At 37.1% G+C, this 19,827-nt stretch carries 21 protein-coding genes; 2 read left to right on the top strand and 19 right to left on the bottom strand.

Going from position 1 to position 19,827, the window contains the following annotated elements; translation table 11 throughout:
* Nucleotides 1-97: 97 nt before the first annotated feature.
* Both GN157_RS16355 and GN157_RS16350 read left to right on the top strand, forming a co-directional pair.
* The gene (locus GN157_RS16355; protein WP_157484555.1) at nt 98-1,051 is read left to right on the top strand and encodes an HU domain-containing protein; all 954 of its coding nucleotides are present in this window, start codon (nt 98-100) and stop codon (nt 1,049-1,051) included.
* A 72-nt stretch (nt 1,052-1,123) separates the two neighbouring features.
* Nucleotides 1,124-1,636: an acyl-CoA thioesterase gene (locus GN157_RS16350; protein WP_035131619.1), complete on the top strand. Its 513-nt coding sequence runs from the start codon at nt 1,124-1,126 to the stop codon at nt 1,634-1,636.
* Between the two features lie 59 nt (nt 1,637-1,695).
* Here GN157_RS16350 and GN157_RS16345 read toward each other — a convergent pair whose 3' ends face one another.
* The 19 genes from GN157_RS16345 to GN157_RS16255 all read right to left on the bottom strand — a co-directional run bounded on the left by GN157_RS16345 (nt 1,696) and on the right by GN157_RS16255 (nt 19,796).
* Nucleotides 1,696-2,949, bottom strand: a complete 1,254-nt coding sequence (locus tag GN157_RS16345; RefSeq protein ID WP_157484554.1) for a murein hydrolase activator EnvC family protein — start codon at nt 2,947-2,949, stop codon at nt 1,696-1,698.
* 21 nt (nt 2,950-2,970) lie between these two features.
* Nucleotides 2,971-3,747: a DUF4292 domain-containing protein gene (locus tag GN157_RS16340; RefSeq protein ID WP_157484553.1), complete on the bottom strand. Its 777-nt coding sequence runs from the start codon at nt 3,745-3,747 to the stop codon at nt 2,971-2,973.
* A gap of 3 nt (nt 3,748-3,750) precedes the next feature.
* Nucleotides 3,751-5,106 (bottom strand): tetratricopeptide repeat protein, encoded by a 1,356-nt coding sequence (locus tag GN157_RS16335; protein ID WP_157484552.1) that lies wholly within the window; start codon nt 5,104-5,106, stop codon nt 3,751-3,753.
* Nucleotides 5,107-5,109: 3 nt separating this feature from the next.
* Nucleotides 5,110-6,120: a sugar phosphate nucleotidyltransferase gene (locus GN157_RS16330; protein WP_157484551.1), complete on the bottom strand. Its 1,011-nt coding sequence runs from the start codon at nt 6,118-6,120 to the stop codon at nt 5,110-5,112.
* 105 nt (nt 6,121-6,225) lie between these two features.
* On the bottom strand, nt 6,226-6,660 hold the full coding sequence (dut, locus tag GN157_RS16325) for a dUTP diphosphatase (RefSeq protein ID WP_035131628.1): 435 nt from the start codon (nt 6,658-6,660) through the stop codon (nt 6,226-6,228).
* 66 nt (nt 6,661-6,726) lie between these two features.
* Entirely contained in the window at nt 6,727-8,184 is a 1,458-nt protein-coding gene (locus tag GN157_RS16320) for a lipopolysaccharide biosynthesis protein (protein WP_157484550.1), read from the bottom strand.
* Between the two features lie 99 nt (nt 8,185-8,283).
* The gene (locus GN157_RS17975) at nt 8,284-8,448 is read right to left on the bottom strand and encodes a DUF4287 domain-containing protein (RefSeq protein ID WP_157484549.1); all 165 of its coding nucleotides are present in this window, start codon (nt 8,446-8,448) and stop codon (nt 8,284-8,286) included.
* An 89-nt stretch (nt 8,449-8,537) separates the two neighbouring features.
* Nucleotides 8,538-9,404, bottom strand: coding sequence for an ATP synthase F1 subunit gamma (gene atpG / locus GN157_RS16310; protein WP_157484548.1), 867 nt, complete (start codon nt 9,402-9,404; stop codon nt 8,538-8,540).
* A 76-nt stretch (nt 9,405-9,480) separates the two neighbouring features.
* On the bottom strand, nt 9,481-11,055 hold the full coding sequence (gene atpA / locus GN157_RS16305; RefSeq protein WP_035131634.1) for a F0F1 ATP synthase subunit alpha: 1,575 nt from the start codon (nt 11,053-11,055) through the stop codon (nt 9,481-9,483).
* A 38-nt stretch (nt 11,056-11,093) separates the two neighbouring features.
* A complete protein-coding gene (gene atpH / locus GN157_RS16300) occupies nt 11,094-11,627 on the bottom strand; it encodes an ATP synthase F1 subunit delta (RefSeq protein WP_157484547.1) in 534 nt (177 codons plus the stop codon).
* Nucleotides 11,628-11,631: 4 nt separating this feature from the next.
* On the bottom strand, nt 11,632-12,132 hold the full coding sequence (locus GN157_RS16295; protein ID WP_035131638.1) for a F0F1 ATP synthase subunit B: 501 nt from the start codon (nt 12,130-12,132) through the stop codon (nt 11,632-11,634).
* A 94-nt stretch (nt 12,133-12,226) separates the two neighbouring features.
* The gene (gene atpE, locus GN157_RS16290; RefSeq protein WP_008465835.1) at nt 12,227-12,424 is read right to left on the bottom strand and encodes an ATP synthase F0 subunit C; all 198 of its coding nucleotides are present in this window, start codon (nt 12,422-12,424) and stop codon (nt 12,227-12,229) included.
* Between the two features lie 34 nt (nt 12,425-12,458).
* Complete coding sequence (atpB, locus tag GN157_RS16285; RefSeq protein ID WP_157484546.1) at nt 12,459-13,634, bottom strand: F0F1 ATP synthase subunit A; 1,176 nt, start codon at nt 13,632-13,634, stop codon at nt 12,459-12,461.
* A gap of 119 nt (nt 13,635-13,753) precedes the next feature.
* Complete coding sequence (locus GN157_RS16280; protein WP_157484545.1) at nt 13,754-14,146, bottom strand: hypothetical protein; 393 nt, start codon at nt 14,144-14,146, stop codon at nt 13,754-13,756.
* Nucleotides 14,146-14,370, bottom strand: coding sequence for an AtpZ/AtpI family protein (locus GN157_RS16275; RefSeq protein WP_035131640.1), 225 nt, complete (start codon nt 14,368-14,370; stop codon nt 14,146-14,148). Before GN157_RS16275 ends, GN157_RS16280 begins: the two co-directional genes overlap by 1 nt.
* Nucleotides 14,348-14,743, bottom strand: a complete 396-nt coding sequence (locus GN157_RS16270) for a bactofilin family protein (protein WP_035131642.1) — start codon at nt 14,741-14,743, stop codon at nt 14,348-14,350. The genes GN157_RS16275 and GN157_RS16270 overlap by 23 nt, the downstream gene beginning before the upstream one ends.
* A 2-nt stretch (nt 14,744-14,745) precedes the next feature.
* Nucleotides 14,746-17,475, bottom strand: coding sequence for a type IX secretion system periplasmic lipoprotein PorW/SprE (gene porW, locus GN157_RS16265; protein ID WP_157484544.1), 2,730 nt, complete (start codon nt 17,473-17,475; stop codon nt 14,746-14,748).
* A gap of 127 nt (nt 17,476-17,602) precedes the next feature.
* A complete protein-coding gene (locus GN157_RS16260; protein ID WP_157484543.1) occupies nt 17,603-18,298 on the bottom strand; it encodes an ABC transporter ATP-binding protein in 696 nt (231 codons plus the stop codon).
* A 25-nt stretch (nt 18,299-18,323) separates the two neighbouring features.
* The gene (locus GN157_RS16255; protein ID WP_157484542.1) at nt 18,324-19,796 is read right to left on the bottom strand and encodes a DUF5687 family protein; all 1,473 of its coding nucleotides are present in this window, start codon (nt 19,794-19,796) and stop codon (nt 18,324-18,326) included.
* Nucleotides 19,797-19,827 lie beyond the last annotated feature (31 nt).

Here is a 19,827-nt window from a genome sequence, read left to right as displayed (position 1 = left end):
ATTTTAAAGGTTGCGAATAAAATTGGTTTGGTGCAATTGTTAATAAAATTTGTGAATAAAATTTTGCAACTGCAGTTGATTCGTTAAATTTGTTGTTATGATGATAGAGAAACACATATCGGCGCTACTATATCGTTACCAGTGCGTTATCGTTCCGGGCTTCGGTGCATTTTTAACCGAAACCAAGTCGGCCAGCATAGATACAGATACTAATACGTTCTATCCTCCTAAAAAGCTGATTTCTTTTAATGCGAATTTAAAGAATAATGACGGGCTTTTAGCCAACCATATCGCTTTACAGGAAAAAATTTCTTACGAACAGGCTGTAGAAGACATTAAAAAGATGGTTACCGTTTGGACAGACCAACTTGAAAACGGCGATAAGCTTATACTTAAAAACATTGGTGACCTTACTTATAACAACGAAGGTAGCCTTGTGTTCTATCCTAACACTCCGGTTAACTACCTTACCGATTCTTTCGGTTTAGGCAGCTTTACCTCTCCTGCTATTAAACGCGAAGTTTACAAAGCAGAAATTGAAGAGCTTGAAGAAGAAGTACCAGTACTGTTCACTCCTGAAAAGAGGAAGAAAAACTACTCTTTTCTTAAATATGCAGCAGTATTTGTTGCAGCATTATCTATAGGAAGTGCTGGTTTTAAAGTATACTACGACAATAAGATAATAATTGAAACCCGTATTGCCGAACAGCATGTACAGGAACAGGTAAATCAGGAAATACAAACAGCAACATTTTTCCTTGATCCTATGCCGGCAGTAAAACTTACCGTTAAGGAAGATACTGCAGAAGCAGATGAGGAACTTTACTATCATATTGTTGCCAATGCTTTTCGTAGTGAGGCTAACGCTAACAAAGCGGTAAACCAATTAAAAGCTCAGGGCTTTAAAGCAAGAAAACTGGACAAAAACAAGTACGGTTTATACCCGGTACTTTATGAAAGTCATACCACTTATGAGGCAGCTCATGAAAATCTTAACAGAATAAGAAAGGAATATAACAAAGAAGCATGGCTTCTTGTTAAAGATTTATAAAAATACCGTCCCACGCTAAAGCGTGGGATTTTTTTTGCCTTTTCTGTACTATCTTTGCCAAAAAACAATTACATGCAGGCAAAATATCCTTCTGATTCTATGTGCATTATGACCGATTTGGTCTTACCCGGAGAAACTAATCCGCTTAACAACCTTTTTGGTGGTGAGCTACTGGCGCGTATGGACCGCGCTGCAAGTATTGCTGCCAGGAGACATTCAAGGAGAATTGTAGTTACCGCATCGGTTAACCATGTTGCATTTAACAGATCTATCCCTTTAGGGAGTGTGGTAACCGTTGAAGCTAAGGTTTCACGCACCTTTAAAACATCTATGGAGATTTTTATTGATGTATGGACAGAAGACCGTGAATCGGGTGTTAGGGCAAAAGCAAACGAGGCTATTTATACCTTTGTTGCTGTTGATGAAACAGGTCGACCTGTTGAGATTGCTCCTATTGAACCTCAAACAGAACTGGAAAAACAACGTTTTGAAGCGGCATTGAGAAGAAAACAACTAAGCCTTGTTCTTGCAGGCAAAATGAGTCCGCATGATGCAACCGAACTGAAAGCATTATTTATAGAATAAAAAAAGGAAGCTAATGGGCTTCCTTTTTTGTTTATTATCTTTTGTAATATTCCCTACTACTATTTTAAGGGATTTAGCCATTGTTGCGGATTTAACGAGCTAACATCCTGAATAACATAAAATTTAAGCACCGTTTCGCCCGTTGCTTCATTTGTCCAAACTTTACCTAAAGTTTGTTTAATACCTACTTTATCACCTTTAGCTACATTAACGCTTTTTAAATTAGTATATGAAGTAACATAACGACCGTGGCGCACAAAAACAGTGTAAACCTTATCAAATGTACCAATGTGTGTTACAAGGGTTACTTCTCCTCCAAATACCGACCTAACATCGGCATCTTTTGAGGTTGTGATATCCAAACCACTATTATAGTGATTACTATCAACTTTAACTCCTTCCGCATGCGCCCTATAAGGCCCATAAGGCTGAGAAACGTAACCTCTCTCAACTGGCCATGGTAACTGGCCTTTATTGGCTTTGAAGTTATCTGAAATAATCTTACCCTCTTTTGTCAGCTCAATTTTTGTATCAGAAACGTTATCAGTGCTTTTTCCGCTTTCCCTTGCCCTCTTTCTGTTTTCTTCAGCAATCGCCTCTCGTATAAGTTTCTGTATCTGTTGCTCTAATTTTCTTTCTTCCTGCTGCCTCTTTTTAATATCAGCGGCATATTTCTTTTTATCCTTCTGTATTACCTTAACAAGCGCATCCTGTTCCTTTTTATCGGCTTCAAGCTCTTTCTTCTGTTTCTCTGTTTCAGCGAGCAGGTTTTCCTTTTCTTTTTTCTGTACTTTAAGCTTTGCTAATAACGCTTCCAGTTCGGCCATTTTCTCCTTAAGCTCTTCTGCCTGCATTTTCCTGAAATTGGCATACTGCTTCATGTACTGAACACGCTTGTATGCCTGTAGGAAATTCTCTGAAGATAGTATAAACATTAATCTACTTTGGTCAGACCTGCTTTTATATGATTTAACAATCGTGTTAGCATAATCTTCCTTAAGTACTTCCAGTTCTTTTTCAAGCTTATTAGCTTTTTTCTGATTTAAGTAAATATTATCTGTAAGCAGCTTGCTTTGCTTTTGTATGGTAGTAATAAGATTTTGGGTAAGCCTTATTTTAGCATCGCTTTCTTTTATTTGTACTAAAACCGATTTTTCTTTTTTATTTTGTGTGCTTAATAAACTTTGGAATTCCTTTATCTCCTTTTGAAGTTTGTTTTTTTGCTGTTCCAGTTTTTTTTGTTCGGCAGTATTTTGCCCCCAACTTAAAGCAGTGGTACAGATAAGAAGTAAAGTAAGAAGCGCTCTTGTCATTTTCTCCGTTTCGGTTAGTCTCTATTCTATAAATATACGATTCATGCCTTGTGGTACCTTGTAAGTAAACCTTAGGTCTTCGTTGTCAAAGGTAACATTCTTGTATTCAATCTCAATGTATACCTTATCGGCTTTTTCGGCCTCAACCATTACACCTGTAGGTATAACCGATTTTTCATGTTTCCTGAATCCCGGGTAATTTACTGTAAGCTTTTGTGGCTCGTACCCTTTGTATTCTATTACCTGTTTCTTTAACAGCAGATTAGCCGCTTCAAAAAGAAACTCTTTAAAAACACCATTGTCTTCCTTACCCTGTAGTTTATACAATCCTTCCTCAAGTGAAGCTTTATATTTACCATCGGCAAGATTATCCATGGCTCGACCCGTTATTATATTTTGAACCTTATCATAATCAAGATCAGTGCCCAGCCAGTCACTCAATATTTGGAAATCGCCTTCAAAATATTCCTTTTGGGTATTTACATAATAGCTTACCTTATCTTTAGTGATTAATGCCTTAGCAACCGGGAATCCCATTACAGTAGCGTTAACCCATATCATTTCATCTTTTTTAACTCTTATATCAAGAGTAAAGTTATACGAGTCGCCTCCTCCTTCATAATGAGCACCTGCTCTTATTTGCAGGTTATCAAACTCCAAAGGGTTTTCATAATGCCCTTTTACTATCTCTTTAACCGATTTTTCCTTTTCAGCGTTCTTTTCAGATACCAGTCCCTGTTTTGACTTACAGGAAACAAGCACAGTAATAAGCAGTAAGGCTGCTGTTATTTTTTTCATGGATTATTCTCCGGGTTTTAGCAATTTATTGGCTTTAGAAAAATAAGCCTCTTTTTTCTTTTCATCTCCAAGCCCGGCATAAGCCTCTCCCAGTTGCCTGTTAAAACCTGCCTCAAGCTCTGTATCCTCTACAACAAAGTCTATTCCGTTTTCAAGCCATTCTTTTGCTTTTTTAAACTGCTGCTGTTTATTTGATGCTAATCCTGCAAAATAATAAAGCCTGGCATGGGTAGGGTACAGTTCAGTATACTGTGTAGCTACATTATACAGCTCGGCAAAATTATTATCTTCAACATAGCTGTATAGCAGTAATTCAATGGTTTCTATATCATCGGCATTGGTTTCCAAACTTTTTTGGAAGTAATGAATAGCCTGATTAAAATTTCTTTTAGTAAAAAAGAATTTCCCTACCTCTTTAGGTACATTAATTTCTTTATCATCTTCAAAATAACCTACCGCCCTGTCAAGGTCGGCTTCATATTTTGGATTGTTGTTTGTATAAATAAGAAATTCGTTAAGTACCCTGTGTTTTATTTTACGGTCAATTTTATCACTCCCTAATACCCTGAACATAGACTTGGCTGCCTCATCTCCCTTATTATCGTTTAGGTTAAACTTAAAGAGGCTTACCTGAGCCCAGTCTGACTCCGGAATTTCCTTTTGTAGCATTTCAGCTACTTTTGCCGCTTTTTCCTCCTCGTTACTTTCAGAGTACAAATAAATCAGTTCCAAATAATTGGATTCCTCTTTCGGATTTTTCTTTATGGCCTCCTCAAAAGCTTCCTTTTCAGGTTTATTGTACCTGTTATCACTAAGGATTTGCAGTTTATACATTTCCCTGCGCTCAGTATGCCCTACCGTTTCTTCCAGTTCGTTTATTAGCGCAAGCGCCTTATCATACTGATCTGTATACATGTATAACGATACCAAATCTTCCTGATAATACTCCTTACGCCATTCGGTAAGCTTAAGCACTATAGGTATAGCACTGTTATAATTTTGGGTTTGGTAATACACATCATAAAGCCCCACCCAGTACCAACGATTTGTTGCATCTAACTGAGTAGCTTTTAAAAAAGCTTTCTCGGCCTCTGGGTAGTTTTTAAGGGCAAGGTAATTTTTGCCCATTTCATGGTATACCACCGGATTGTTTGGCTCTTCGGCCCTGCATACTTCCAGGGCCAATAACGCCTTATCATAATTTTCTATTCCTTTTTGTTTTAGTGCTTCATAAAAGTTATTTTCAAACTTATCACTGGCCAATGCAATTTTATCGGGCTCCTCTTGGGCACGGGAAACTGCAGGGGCTAATAACATCCCTGAAAGCAATAATCCGCAAAAAAGAATTTTTCTGTTCATATTTTATTCTATAACCGAATAGTCTCCAATACTTATACTGGTAAACTTACCGTTAAATGTAGCGTGGTTGCCTATCATGGCATTATCCAAATGAGCGTTTGTTATTACTGCATTGGTTTGTACCAAACTGTTTTTAATCTCACTGTTCTCTACTCTTGTATTATTACCTAACGATACATTAGGCCCAACAGTAGCATTTTTAAGTACTACATTTTCACCTATAAAACACGGAGGGATAATAGTACTGTTTTCATTCACTACCGATGATGATACCATATGTTCCCCGTCTTTATGTAAAAAGTTAAGCATTCTTGAATTGGTCTCTACAGTTACATTTTTGTTACCGCAGTCCATCCATTCATCTACTTTACCCGGCACAAACTTCAGCCCTTTTTGCTTCATGTTTTCAAGTCCGTCAGTAAGCTGATATTCACCGCCTTTTACAATGTTATTATCCAGTAGGTACTGTAATTCTTCACGAAGGGTTTCTCCGCTTTTAAAGTAATAGATACCTATAATTGCAAGATCTGAAACAAACTCTTTTGGTTTCTCTACAAAATCTACAATCTCTTTTTTATCATTTAACTGAACAACACCAAAAGCACTGGGATCATCAACCTGTTTTACCCAAATAACGCTGTCTGCTGTAGTATCTAACGTAAAATCGGCCCTAAAAAGTGTATCGGCATAAGCCACAACTATAGGTCCGCTCATAGATTCCTTAGCACTCATAATAGCATGAGCAGTACCAAGTGGTTGTTCCTGATAGTAAATAGTACCTTTAGCACCCAGTTTTTCGGCAATGGCAACAAGGTCTTTCTCTACCTGAATGCCAAAATCCTTATGTATTATAAAAGCAATCTCTTCTATTTCCTGATTTATCACTCCTGCAATATCTTCAACCAGCCTGTGTACAATAGGTTTTCCTGCAATAGGTATTAATGGTTTTGGTACAGTAAGTGTGTGTGGGCGTAGGCGTGAACCTCTTCCCGCCATAGGAACAATTATTTTCATTCTTATTCTGTTATTTCTGTATTGTCTGGTTTATGAGTGTAGTATACTTAGTGGTATCCTCAAAACTTCCGGACAAAGTTGGTTTTATGATTTGATTTTTACTTATTATTTTACACCTGTACTACCAAAACCTCCGGCTCCACGGCTCGTTTCGGTTAGTACTTCTGCCTCCAGCCATTCGGCACGCTCATGCTTAGCTATAACCAACTGAGCCACCCTTTCTCCGTTTTCTATAGTTACCGGTTCGTTAGACAGGTTTACCAATATAACCCCAATTTCTCCGCGATAGTCAGCATCAATAGTACCCGGGCTATTAAGCACGGTAATCCCTTTTTTAGCTGCCAGTCCGCTTCGTGGCCTTACCTGTGCCTCATAACCTATAGGCAATTCCATAAACAATCCTGTTTTTATTATAGCCCTTCCCAGTGGGCTCAACACTACAGGTTCATCTATATTAGCCCTAAGGTCCATACCTGCAGAGGCTTCTGTTTCATAATTAGGTAAAGCGTGATTGGATTTATTGATAATTTTTATTGTCATTACGGTAAATATTTATATTTCAAATATATCAAAAATAGCGGGTAAAAGTGCTGTTTTTATGGTGTATTATTTCCGTTTTAGCACTCTGTTAAGGGTTTCTTTTTCGTTTTGGTAAATAAACAGGCTGTAAACAATTATAACAGCTGCACCAACGTAGTAATTTTCCCTAAAATAATAAAAGTAAACCAGGGACATGGATATGGATAACCCCAGGTAACCTCCTATTTTTTTAAGGTCGTAAGGAATAGGGTAGTACTTGTTTCCCAAAAAGTATGAAATAATCATCATGGTACCATAGGCCGAAATGGTTGCTATAGCCGATCCCATATAATCGTATTTTTCAATTAACAGGAAGTTTAGCCCTAAAGTAACCAATGCACCTACGATAGATATGTAAGCGCCCATTTTGGTTTTATCGGTAAGTTTGTACCATACCGAAAGATTGTGGTAAATACCCAAAAAGAAATTAGCCAGGATAATAAGCGGAACTACTTTCATCGCTTCCCAGTACTCCGGACTTTTTATTAGAAGCACCTTTATAACATCGGCAAAAACAACTACACCAACCAATATAAGGCTACCAAAAATTATAAAGTATTTGGTTATCATGGCATATGTTTTTGGTGCCGATTCGTTTTTAGCATAACTGAAAAAGAAAGGTTCAATTCCCAGTCTGAAAGCTGTGGCATATAGCGTCATGAAAAGCGCTATTTTATAGCAGGCAGAGTATTGCCCTACTTTGGCCTTCGCAATATCTTCGGGTAATAGGTTTTCCAATAATATCCTGTCAAACGATTCGTTAATGGCAAATGCAATACCGGCGACTAAAACCGGAAGGCTGTAACGCATCATTTTTTTCCAGAGTACCTTATCAAAACTCCAGTTTATTTTAAAATAATGCGGAGCCAATACTAAAAGCGTAAGGAAGCTTGCTATAAGATTAGAGACGAAAATATAGCCTATCTGGAAATTATCTATATATATCATTCCCCAAAAACTACTTGGCTTTGCCGCAGCCCATGCCGGTAGTAAAGATATAAACACCACATTAAGTCCAAGATTTACAACTACATTACCTACCTTAATGGCGGTATAATACAAAGGCCTGCCCTGTGCCCGTAATTTAGAAAAAGGAATAATTACCAAGGCATCCAGCACCAGTATCCATATGGTATAAGTAATATACTGCTCTTCAATACCCGACCAGTTGGCAAGGTAAGTTCTGCCTAAAAGAGCCAGAAACAAAAAACCAATAGATGACCAGAAAAGTGATATGGTTGAAGTACTCTCTACCTCCCGTGAATTATCTGTACTGTAAAACCTGAAAAAAGAGGTTTCCATACCATATGCAAGTATCACATTGAACAGTACAATCCACGAAAAAATTACGTTTACATCACCATACTCATCATCCGGAAGGTACTTGGTATACAATCCTACCAAAAGGAAACTAAGCATCCTTGGCACTACCGTTGCCAGTCCGTAAATAGCAGTTTGCTTGAAAAGATTTTTAAAAAGGCTCAAAAGCTTATTGGTTTAGTAATACAAAAATAGCTATATAATGAAGTTATGAAAGTACTATAGCTCGTCTTTCTTTAAATAACGTGTGGTTAATGTCCTTGCCTAATAACGGGGCACATTATGTTCCTGTTGTAAATAAGCTACCACCTCATTAGACTTTTTCTCTCCTGCATTAAACGTTTCAAGAAGCTGCATCCAGTCATCAATCTTCTTTCCGGTTTTTTCAATAACCTGTTCATCACTAACGTTCCAATAATCGGTTTTCACAATTTTATATCTATTTTTTTACTAAGGTAATAAAAAAGAGCCACGCAATGCGTGGCTCTTTATATAGTTGTGTGCTGTGTTCAGTATTATTAATTGTTCAAAGCTTCTGCACCACCTACAATCTCTAAGATCTCTCCTGTAATTGCAGCCTGACGTGCTTTGTTGTAAGTTAATTTTAACTGGTTTCTAAGTTCAGTAGCATTATCGGTTGCTTTATGCATTGCTGTCATACGTGCACCGTGCTCTGAAGCAAAAGAATCGCGAACTGCTTTATAAAGCTGAGTTTTTAACGAAAGCGGTATAAGGCTTAATACGATTTCTTCTTTAGAAGGTTCAAAAATATAATCAGTACTGTTGCTGTTTACTTCCTCTGTAGCCTGAGCAGGAACTAAAGGCAAAAACTGTTCTGCCATTACAATCTGAGTAGCTGCATTTTTAAAGTGGTTGTAAACTAACTCGATTTTGTCATATTCACCAGCTGCAAACTTATCCATAAGTGTTTGTGCAACCTCTGCTACGTTTTCAAACGTAAGGTCGTCAAACAACGAACTTTGGTTTGCTATAATGTTACAGCTTTTTTGTAAGGCATCATTACCTTTTTTACCAATGGTTAAAACATCAACCGTTTTACCGGCATACTGGGTAAGTAGGTTTTTTGTTTGTTTAAGCACATTAGCATTAAAGGCACCACACAAACCTCTGTTAGAAGTAACTACAACAAGAAGTACTTTGTTTACTTCACGCTGTTCTGCAAACGCACCTCCTGTATCTCCTTCCAGAGTAGCGCTAAGGTTTTGTAATAGCTCTGTAAGCTTCTCAGAATAAGGTCTCATAGCCGTAATAGCATCCTGAGCTTTTTTAAGCTTAGCAGCAGAAACCATTTTCATCGCACTAGTAATTTGCATAGTGGATGAAACCGAAGCAATCCTGTTACGTATTTCCTTTAAGTTAGCCATTGTTATTTATATAGTTTGAGTATTGAGAGTTGAGGCTTTACCAGCTCAGCTCTCAATACTTAAGTCTAAAATCTAATTAGTATTTTGCAGCAATTTCAGCAGCAGCTTTCTCTAAAACGTCTGTAAGCTCATCGGTAAATTTACCGGCTTTAAGAGCGTCAAGAGTATCTCTGTGCTTAGCGTTTAAGTACTCGATATAATCTTTCTCGAATTCTTTAACTTTAGATACCGGTACGTTTTTAAGTAGGTTTTTAGTACCTGCATAAATAATCGCAACCTGATTCTCTACAGTGAAAGGATCGTTTACTGCCTGCTTAAGGATTTCAACGTTTCTTCTACCTTTTTCAATTACATTTAAAGTAGCAGCATCAAGGTCAGAACCAAACTTAGCGAAAGCCTCAAGCTCACGGAACTGTGCCTGGTCTAACTTAAGAGTACCCGATACTTTTTTCATTGATTTGATCTGAGCGTTACCACCAACACGTGATACAGAGATACCTACGTTAATTGCAGGACGTACACCCGAGTTGAATAAATCTGACTCAAGGAATATCTGACCGTCTGTAATCGAAATTACGTTTGTTGGGATATAAGCAGAAACGTCACCTGCCTGAGTTTCGATAATAGGAAGAGCCGTTAACGAACCACCACCTTTAACGATTGGTTTTAATGACTCAGGTAAGTCATTCATATTTTTAGCGATATCATCATCTGCAATTACTTTTGCAGCACGCTCAAGTAGTCTTGAGTGAAGGTAGAAAACGTCACCAGGGTAAGCCTCACGTCCCGGTGGTCTTCTAAGTAGAAGAGACACCTCACGGTAAGCTACCGCTTGTTTAGATAAATCATCATAGATGATAAGTGCAGGACGACCTGTATCACGGAAGTACTCACCTATCGCAGCACCTGCAAATGGTGCATATACCTGCATCGGAGCAGGGTCAGAAGCATTAGCAGCAACGATAACTGTATAAGCCATTGCGCCTTTTTCTTCTAATGTTTTTGCAATACCTGCTACAGTAGAAGCTTTTTGTCCTACAGCAACATATATACAGAATACAGGCTTACCTGCATCATAAAATTCTTTTTGGTTAAGAATGGTGTCAATACAAACTGTAGTTTTACCAGTTTGACGGTCACCAATTACAAGCTCACGCTGTCCACGACCTACAGGGATCATGGCATCAACAGCTTTAATACCTGTTTGTAGCGGCTCTGTTACCGGCTGACGGAAGATAACTCCGGGAGCTTTACGCTCAAGAGGCATCTCATAAAGATCACCACCAATAGGACCTTTACCATCAATTGGGTTACCTAGTGTATCAACTACACGACCTACCATTTGCTCACCTACTTTAAGTGAAGCGATACGCTGTAGTCTTTTTACAGTTGATCCCTCTTTAATTCCGGTAGAAGGGCCAAGCAATACTACGCCCACATTGTCTTCTTCAAGGTTTAATACAATACCCTCTAACCCGTTATCAAACTGTACTAACTCACCATATTGAGCGTTAGACAATCCGTATACACGGGCAATACCATCACCTACCTGAAGAACAGTTCCTACTTCTTCTAATGTAGCACCCGATTCAAAACCGGACAATTGTTTCTTTAATATTGCTGAAATTTCAGCAGGTTTAATTTCTGCCATCTTACTTTATAATTTAGACACTTTTGTGTGATAAATACTTAATTACTTAATTCTCTTTTTAGGGTTAGCAGCCTGTTTGCTACAGATGCATTGAACTGCTTATCACCTACCCTTAGGATAAACCCTCCTATTATAGATGGGTCAACCACATTTTTAATGGTGATTTTTTTATCTGAAAACTCTTTTATTTTCGCCAGTACCTTAGCTTCAAGCTCGGCAGTTATAGGGAAAGCTGTAGTTACAGTTGCCTGCTCTACACCAATTGCTTCGTCATACTGTTTTGCATACTGTACAGCAACACTACCAAGAATTTCAAATCTTTTATTTTCTAATAAAAGACGGAATAAACCTTTAGTGATGTTTTGTGCAGAAGCAAACACTTCGTTTAAAGCACTCTCCTTAACCTCTGCCTTAATGGTAGGGCTATCAATAAAGCTGTTAAGCTCGCTATTTTCTTTAATTGTAGATGCTATAAGAGCCATATCCCCGTTTACCTGCTCGGCTACGTTAGAAGCCTGAGCCATTTCAAGGATTGCCTTTGCATATCTTACTGCAGCTCTTGAACCTGTCATAAGATTAGTTTAATTTTACGTCATCTAACATTTTCTCAACTAAAGTAGTCTGAGCAGCGTCGTTAGATAATTCTTGTTTAAGTATCTTCTCTGCAATTTCAAGCGATAGGCCAGAAACCTGAGCTTTAAGTTCTGCCATAGCAGCGTTTTTCTCGCTGTTAATAGTAGCCTTAGCCTGCTCAATCATTTTCTCACCCTGAACCTGAGCTTCAGTTTTAGCATCAGCGATCATTTTTTCTTTGATCTCTCTTGCCTCTTTCATCATAGCATCTCTTTCAGCTCTTGCTTCCTGAAGAATTCTTTCGTTATCTGCCTGTAAGTTTTGCATTTCTTTACGTGCAGCTTCAGCAGCAGCTAAAGCGTTAGAAATACCTTCTTCTCTTGCAGTGATAGAATCCATAATAGGTTTCCAGGCAAATTTAACAAGTAGTACAATTAATACTAATAAAATGATTGCCTGCCAAAAGAACAAACCAAATGAAAAATCGTTTACTAATTTATCCATCTTTATATGTTATATATAAATTACTTAAAGTCAAATTTTAATTTAAAACAACACCTGTAGCCAACCGCTACAGGTATTGTTAAGCTTATCTTTATTATTTTCCAAGGATTAAAGCAGCGAATGCTAAACCTTCTAATAAAGCTGCGATAATAATCATCGCAGTTTGGATTTTTCCAGCAGCCTCAGGCTGACGAGCGATAGCGTCCATTGCAGATCCACCGATTTTACCTAAACCAAGGCCTGCACCTATTACTACTAAACCTGCTCCTACTAAAGTTGGTATTGTACCCATGACTATATAATATAAAAATTAAACTTCTAAATAATTAAATGATAATCGGCTCTTCTTCTGTATGAGGATCATGATCCTCAGCATGATGATGCTCCTGTACCGCCATACCAATAAATAATGACGAAAGCATTGTAAAGATAAACGCCTGTAAGAACGCTACCAGTATCTCAATTACAGAGATAAATAATGTAAGACCTATAGAGATTGGCATATCTGCCGCAAGGTTTTGACCCACAAACATCATCGCTATAAGACTCATAATTACAACGTGACCTGCTGTAATGTTTGCAAATAAACGAATTAATAACGCAAATGGCTTTGTAAGTGTACCTAATATCTCAATTGGCATTAATATAATTTTCATAGCTACAGGAACGTCCGGCATCCAGAAAATGTGTTTCCAGTAATCTTTGTTTGCACTAAACTGAGTAATGAAATAAGTGAACAATGCTAAACATACCGTTACAGAGATGTTACCCGTTACGTTAATACCTATAGGAGTCATACCTAAAAGGTTAAGAATCCAGATAAAGAAAAATACAGTAAGCAAGAAGCCCATATATTTTCTGTATTTCTTTTCTCCGATATTAGGGATAGCAATTTCTTCTCTTACGAAAATGATAAGCGGCTCAAGTATTCTTCCGAATCCTGTTGGTATAGGTCCTTTTTTGTAAGACTTAGCCATACTAACAAACATGAAGAACATTAATCCGGCTACAACCAGCATTGATAAAACATTCTTAGTGATTGAAAAATCAAGAGGCTTTACATTTGTTGGGTGATGATGCTCATCAAAATTTAAAGTACCCTGAGCATCTGTTTTGTATATTTTACCGTGGTGTAATGCATAGTAGTTACCATCTACCTCTGCAATCTCTTCACCGTGGTGGAATTTTGAAGATGAGAAAATTTTCAGTCCGTTATCGAAAAGGATAACAGGAAGCGGAAAACCATAGTGTTTACCTTCTGCTTTGTCAGAGAAGAAAACAAAATCATGAGCATCCTGTAAGTGATGATCAATAAATGCAGCTACTTCGTCTTTTTTTGATGCTGGCTCATGCGATTCTGTCGCATGATGTTCAACTGCATGAGCAGCCTCCTGATTATGAGCCTGTAAGGAATCCTGTACAGAATTAGCCATGGCCATGAACGGAACTACAGCAAATAGGGTCGCTAACGCGATTTTAAGTGATTTTACGGAAAACACCATCTTATTAAAAATCTTAATTTTACGGTCCTTAAATTTTGTGCAAAGGTACATTTTTAATTAATATTCCAATGTTATTGGGCAAAAAAATTTACCGTAATTTCAGATTATAGGGTTTATTATTATTTTTTGTTTAATAAACGTGCTGTATAATAGGCCTCTATTGACAAAAACAAAATGAAAATCACAAAAAAATTGATTTTTTCAGGACTATTTCCTTCTACCCCATTAATGACCGGTGAACCAAAGGCATAAGCTATGGCGGCCTTTGCTGCGGTTAAAAAAAGGAACACGTACCCTAACTGTTCTTTACTTTTATGGGAAACAAATACCAGCACGGCAAGTATAGCTATAGAGCAGCCATAAAAAAACAGGTAGGTTACCGGCATTGGGTATACATAATTTGAAACAGATACCCCTACACCCGGAATTAAGTAGAATAGTGAGTTTAAAACAAGTAGTATAACGGCAAACACCGTTAATAAAAGAAAGGCTGAAATGTAGTCTTTTTTCATTATTTATTTAACTGGTTAACCTGCCTTATAACATTATATAAGGCAATTGCAACACCTATTAGTGTAAACAGCATAGTGTTTGGGTTTGAGGTATTGCCATATTTTTCGTCCAGCCAGTTACCAAACCAGCCAAACAAAAAAATAATTATCCCCATTTGTATGGGGATATTAATAAGTGCGATCCATTTGGTTCGGTTATTTCTATCCGGCCTGTTGCTGCTCATTTTTTTTAGACAATGGCTTTACCGAATTTTTCATGGTACAGGTTGCAGTAAACTCTGCTCCCGGTTCTACCGAAAGTTTATTTACATTTACCTCTCCGGTAATTTGTGCCTTTGATTTTACGTTAAGTAGTTCGGCAACTTCAATTTTACCTTCAAAACGACCTTCAATGTCGGCATTAGTACATTTAATGTCTCCTGTTACACTTCCGGATGGGCCAATTACAATTTTGCCCTGGCTTGTAAAGTTTCCTATTAATTCGCCGTCCAAGCGAAAGTCGGTTTTCGAAATGATATCCCCCTTAATTATTGTGCCCTCTACAATCCTATTCGTTTTACCTAAATCTGTGGTTGGTTTTTGAGATTTGTCAAACATGCTTATTCAATTGCTAAAAATTGTGTGAAATTCTTTTTGATTTGTATTACCTTATAATCTTCGCTCGATATTATGTATGGTGTTTGGGTAATTTTATATTCTTTGTAATCTTTTAGTATACTCACGGCATCTACTGCAGCCTCTTTACTGTTAAGCCCGTGCATAACAATAAAATCTTCGTTCATGGTATATACATCTCTTGAAAGGGTTAAGCTCCTGTTGTAGCTTTCCTCTATAAACTTTTTCAGTTTATCGTTTAATTCTTTTGCTTTAGCATCATCTGGATTACTATCAAATTTGAATATTATTTTCCAGCTTACCGCAGGGCGTCCAAAATCGATTTTCTCCAATGTAGGAACGTTTGTTTTAAGCATTGCCTCTGCCGATTTACCCTCTTCACTGTTAGGGTAGTTTAATGCCACGTAGTTTAATGCATTTTTGTATTCTTCAAGACCTTTAAGCCTGGCAACTATATTTGCCTTAAGAAGCTCAAATTTTGAAGCAATCTCTTCCCCGGTATAAGTATCTATAGCTTCTTCAACTAACGGATATACTTCACGCAGTTTACCGTCTTCATATTGTTTGAACAGATTTGCATAAACCGCTTCCGGACTCTGATTGTTATTTTGTTCTGCACCGGGGTTCCTGATAATCTCAGCATAACGACTGTCAGGATACTCATTAAGTATTTGGTTTTTGTATAGCTCTGCCCTCTCTGGGTTAATAATCTGGTATATTTTATACAGGTTATATTTAGACGGCAATATCAGCCTCTCTTCCGGACTGTTGGTTAACAGTTTCTCCAGCTTATCGGCAGCTCTTTGGTATTCCTTAAACTTCTCCTTATATATAGTACCTAACTGGTAGTATGCAAAATTTCTTTCTTTCGCCAGGCTATCCAGTACAACCTGTGAGGTTGGTAACTGCCCTATATAAAACTCAGGACTGTATCTTGGATTAAATTCATCTTCATTTGAAGCTACAGCGGTACTGTCATTAATGGTTTCCCCTTCATCATTTCGTGAGCTACGCTGCTCAGAAGACCATCTCCAGTTATCAGCAAGTTTTCTGCCTCCCCATTTTCTCTGAAATTCAAGTTTTCCATAAGAAACGATTGAATTGTTATAGAAATAAAATGTTCCTCCTCCATACTGCTGTTGTGTATTGCCGGAAGTAGTATTGTTACCTGTTGATTTTCCAGATACTCTTTGAACCATACTATAATCCTGTTGTCCTGCAAGTTTATTAGTGTTAGTTCCCATATTATTAACAGTGCCGCCTTTTAGGTTTCCACTATTAGTTAACATCGACTGAGGATTTTGGCCTCGGTTCATATTCTCGGCTATCTGTGCTTCTCTTTCAAGTCTTTCTTTTTCTTTTTCGTCGGCATCCTTAAGCTTTACAATATATTCTTCAAAATAAGCTACTCTTTGATCGTTTGTCATAGCTGCCAGACTAAGAATACTGTCATTTGTTTGTGCTATACCCTCATACTTAATAACATCGTCCAGGTTATCTCGTTTCTTTTTTATAGCCCTGTACTCTCGTGTTCTCTGATTAAGGAAAACTAAAGTACTATCATAATATTTACCTGCTGTAGGATATTTTGCATTCTCAAAATTAATCTCGGCTATATTCCTGTGGTTAGATGCTGCTAAATATTTATCCTTTGGATTTTGTCGTAATGATTTATTGTAATATTCAACCGCTTTATCATCAAGATCCTGTTTATCATAAAATAATCCTACCTGATGATTAATTACATCCAGATAGGGCCTGTTTTCCCTGTCTTTTAAAAGCTTCCTGTACTTTTCCATAAAAACAAGTGTGTCTCCGTTTTTATAATCAAACTGAGCCGCCTGCCTTGCATGTGCCTGTATGGTATACATTCTTGGTGATTTTCTTTTCATATCTATCACCGTTTGGAATTCTGCATAAGCACTGTCAGGATATTCCAGACTTTCGTATAACTGACCTAATATAAAATGGTATCGGGCTTCTTCTTCTCTTTGCTTTGTAAATTCGGCTGCATTTTTAAGTACAACAACAGCACTGTCTTTAGACCCTATTGCTATATATGCCTGAGCTAGCATAGCATTTGCATCAGCAAAAATTTGCGGTTCTATCTTTTCTTTTTCCTCTAAAAGCTTTTTAAGGTTTTTTATAGCAATGGCTTCATTCTCTAACCTAAGGTTGGTTTTTTCTCTCCACACCTTGGCTTCAAATATTTTATCGCTTGACGGATACTTATACAGTATATAGTTAAAAGCCTCAAGTGCCGGTATAAATCTGTTTTCATAATACCTTGCCTTCCCTAATAAAAGGTGAGCTTCGTCCATTTGCGGATTCCTTTCGGTACCGCCTATATACATAGAGTGTTTTTGGATAGCTTTTGTAGCTTTTTCTTCAGCCCTGTCAAAGTTTGGGTTCTTTTGTTTTTCTTCTTTATCGGCAGCTTTACCTCTACCCGCCGCTGGTTTTTGTTCCTCCTCCTGCTGTGCAACAGGCTGCATTCTTTCTACAGGTAAAAGCTCCCAAAAATTATCGCTATAGGTGGTTTTTAATTCCTCCACTCCATTAACAAGAGCAATGTTACCGTTATACAGCACATTATATTCTGTAGTTACAGCATGATAATTACGGTTAACAAAGCTGTCTTTTTTGGTAGAGCAGGCTATCAAAAAAGCAAAGGTTCCTGTTAGGAGTATATATTTATAAGTACTGGTTTTCAAGGCAAAACATGTTTTTATCCTTAACTTTTAAATTGATGTTTTAGTATTAAGGAGTCGTAAAAATACGTTTCTTTTTTTATTTTATGCAAAAAAAATCCCCCGAAGCTTCGGGGGATTTGTAATAAAGTTAAACCGCAAAAAAAGCTTCAAGCTCCTGGAGCGTTTCCTGTGATGTTTTAATATCTTTTACTATTTCGCCTTTATGTAGGGCTACTATACGATTACTAACTTCGGTAGTATGTGCCAAATCGTGACTGGAAACAAGCACTGTGGTATTACCATCTTCTGCCAGTTCCTTAATAATACGCTTTAGCCTTATTTGTGTTGTAGGGTCAAGGTTTGCAAAAGGTTCGTCTAGTATAACAACCTCAGGGTTTCCTATAAGGGCTGCAATGATACCTACTTTCTTTTGGTTTCCTTTTGACAAATCCCTTAAGTACTTTTTTCTTTTAAGTATCTCTCCGTTAAAAAAGTCTTCATGCTTTTCTAAAAGAGCATCAACGTCGGCTTTATTCCAGCCACGAAGCTCTCCTATAAAATAAAAGTACTCTTCGGGCGTAAGGTAGCCTATCAAAAAACTATCATCTATAAAGGCCGATGTAAAAGGTTTCCAGCCTTCACTCTCGTCTACCCTTATATTGTTTGATGTAATATTCCCTTCTGTGGGTCTTATTAAATCCAGTAATAAACTAAAAAATGTGGTTTTACCTGCACCGTTGTTTCCTACCAGTCCGAAACTTTCTCCTTTTGGAATTTCAAGCTCTGGTATATTAAGTACTGTTGTATTGTTATATGTTTTTTGAAGATTACTTACTTTGATCATGATATATAATTTTTTGATTGGATGATTAGTTTACTTGTTTGTATGCCGCAAGCGTATCATACTTTTCAGATTTATACAGCCTGGCTATTTGGTTAAAAACAAAATTCCTGAATAAAAGACCTATTACTCCTGTCCCTGCAATTAGGAGATAGGCAATGGTATCATTAAAAATATAATGACCTACAGCATACAACACTATTGGAATAATAAGTTTAGACAATCCTAAAAGCATCATTTTAGGGTTAAAGGATTTTTGACCTCCCATTGCCTGCCTGGCTTTGGTTAAATCGACCGGTGTTTTTACAAAAGCTCCGCTTAAAAGTACCATATAAGCATTGATACCTATATTATATACCGCACAGGCAAGAATCATAAGGTATACATCAATACCGAAATAAAGGTAAAAAGAAGCCAATACTGTAGTTATAACCGTGGCAATTACCATAAGCCACCATTTTGAGGCGATATATTCCCTGTATGGTATGTTTTGGCTCATCATAAGCGGATAGTAAGAACTGTCCCAGCTTGGTACAAACTGCCCAAAAGTGAACATAAAACCACTTGTAAGCATTATGGCAGCAAACATTTTCCACGTTGGTGTATTATATACTTCAATACTATTACTAAAAAACAATAGTCCGTAAAACAAAAATAATACACTCGATATTACCGTCATTTTTGCCCTTTTATTCCTAAGTATAAGTTTTAAATCATTTTTAAGGTAGGTACTCATGGAACCAAACTGATCCAGCCAAGCATAATTCTCAGTACGTGCTTCCTCTTCTTTGGTTTTCAAACCGGCATCCAAAAACATGTATTCGTAAAAGAACTTAAATGTTGCTCTCCATACAATAACAAGCAGGGCAACAGGTAGCAACGCCATAAAATAAGTACTGTATAATGAGGTAAAGAAAACTTCTGTATATGTTGTGATATCAAAATAGCCATAATACTGTAAGCCTCCAAAGGTTGCCAGTAAAACAATGAAAATGGCAAAAAGCCAATTCTTACCCTCCAGTAATATGTTTAAAAAGTTATTACTGTATAATAATGCCATAATACCTACATGCCACAGTATAACATTTACAGGATTATATCCTTTAACTAATAAAACAATGGAGAAGGGTATAAAAAAGAAAGCATGTAATATATTAAAAATAGTAGCCATGCTTTTTCCTATAGTAAAATTCACTATGGTTTTCTTTTTAATATTGAGGGTTAATAATGGTTTTATATTACTAACCGGAATATTTTGAAAAACAATCCTAATCCCTAAATCTACTACTATATAATAAATAAGGTATTTGTTTACCCAAAGCATTGGGTCACTAGTACCTGCTTTTTTTAGTATAAAAAAGGCTCCTGTTCCCAGTAAAAGGAGAAAGAAAGCCATCATTATGGCATATAGTAAAACGATTATCTTAACAACAAGATTAGTACTAAAAGCTGCCGATCTGGTAAATGCCTTCCATTCGAGCTTTATAAATTTTTTAAACATCGTATTTTGGTTTGGTTTACCTGATTAGTAG

Source organism: Flavobacterium rakeshii (genome assembly GCF_009741375.1).
Lineage (GTDB): Bacteria > Bacteroidota > Bacteroidia > Flavobacteriales > Flavobacteriaceae > Flavobacterium > Flavobacterium rakeshii.
Note: the sequence above shows the minus strand (reverse complement) of the source record. Positions and strands in the feature narration are given on the sequence as shown.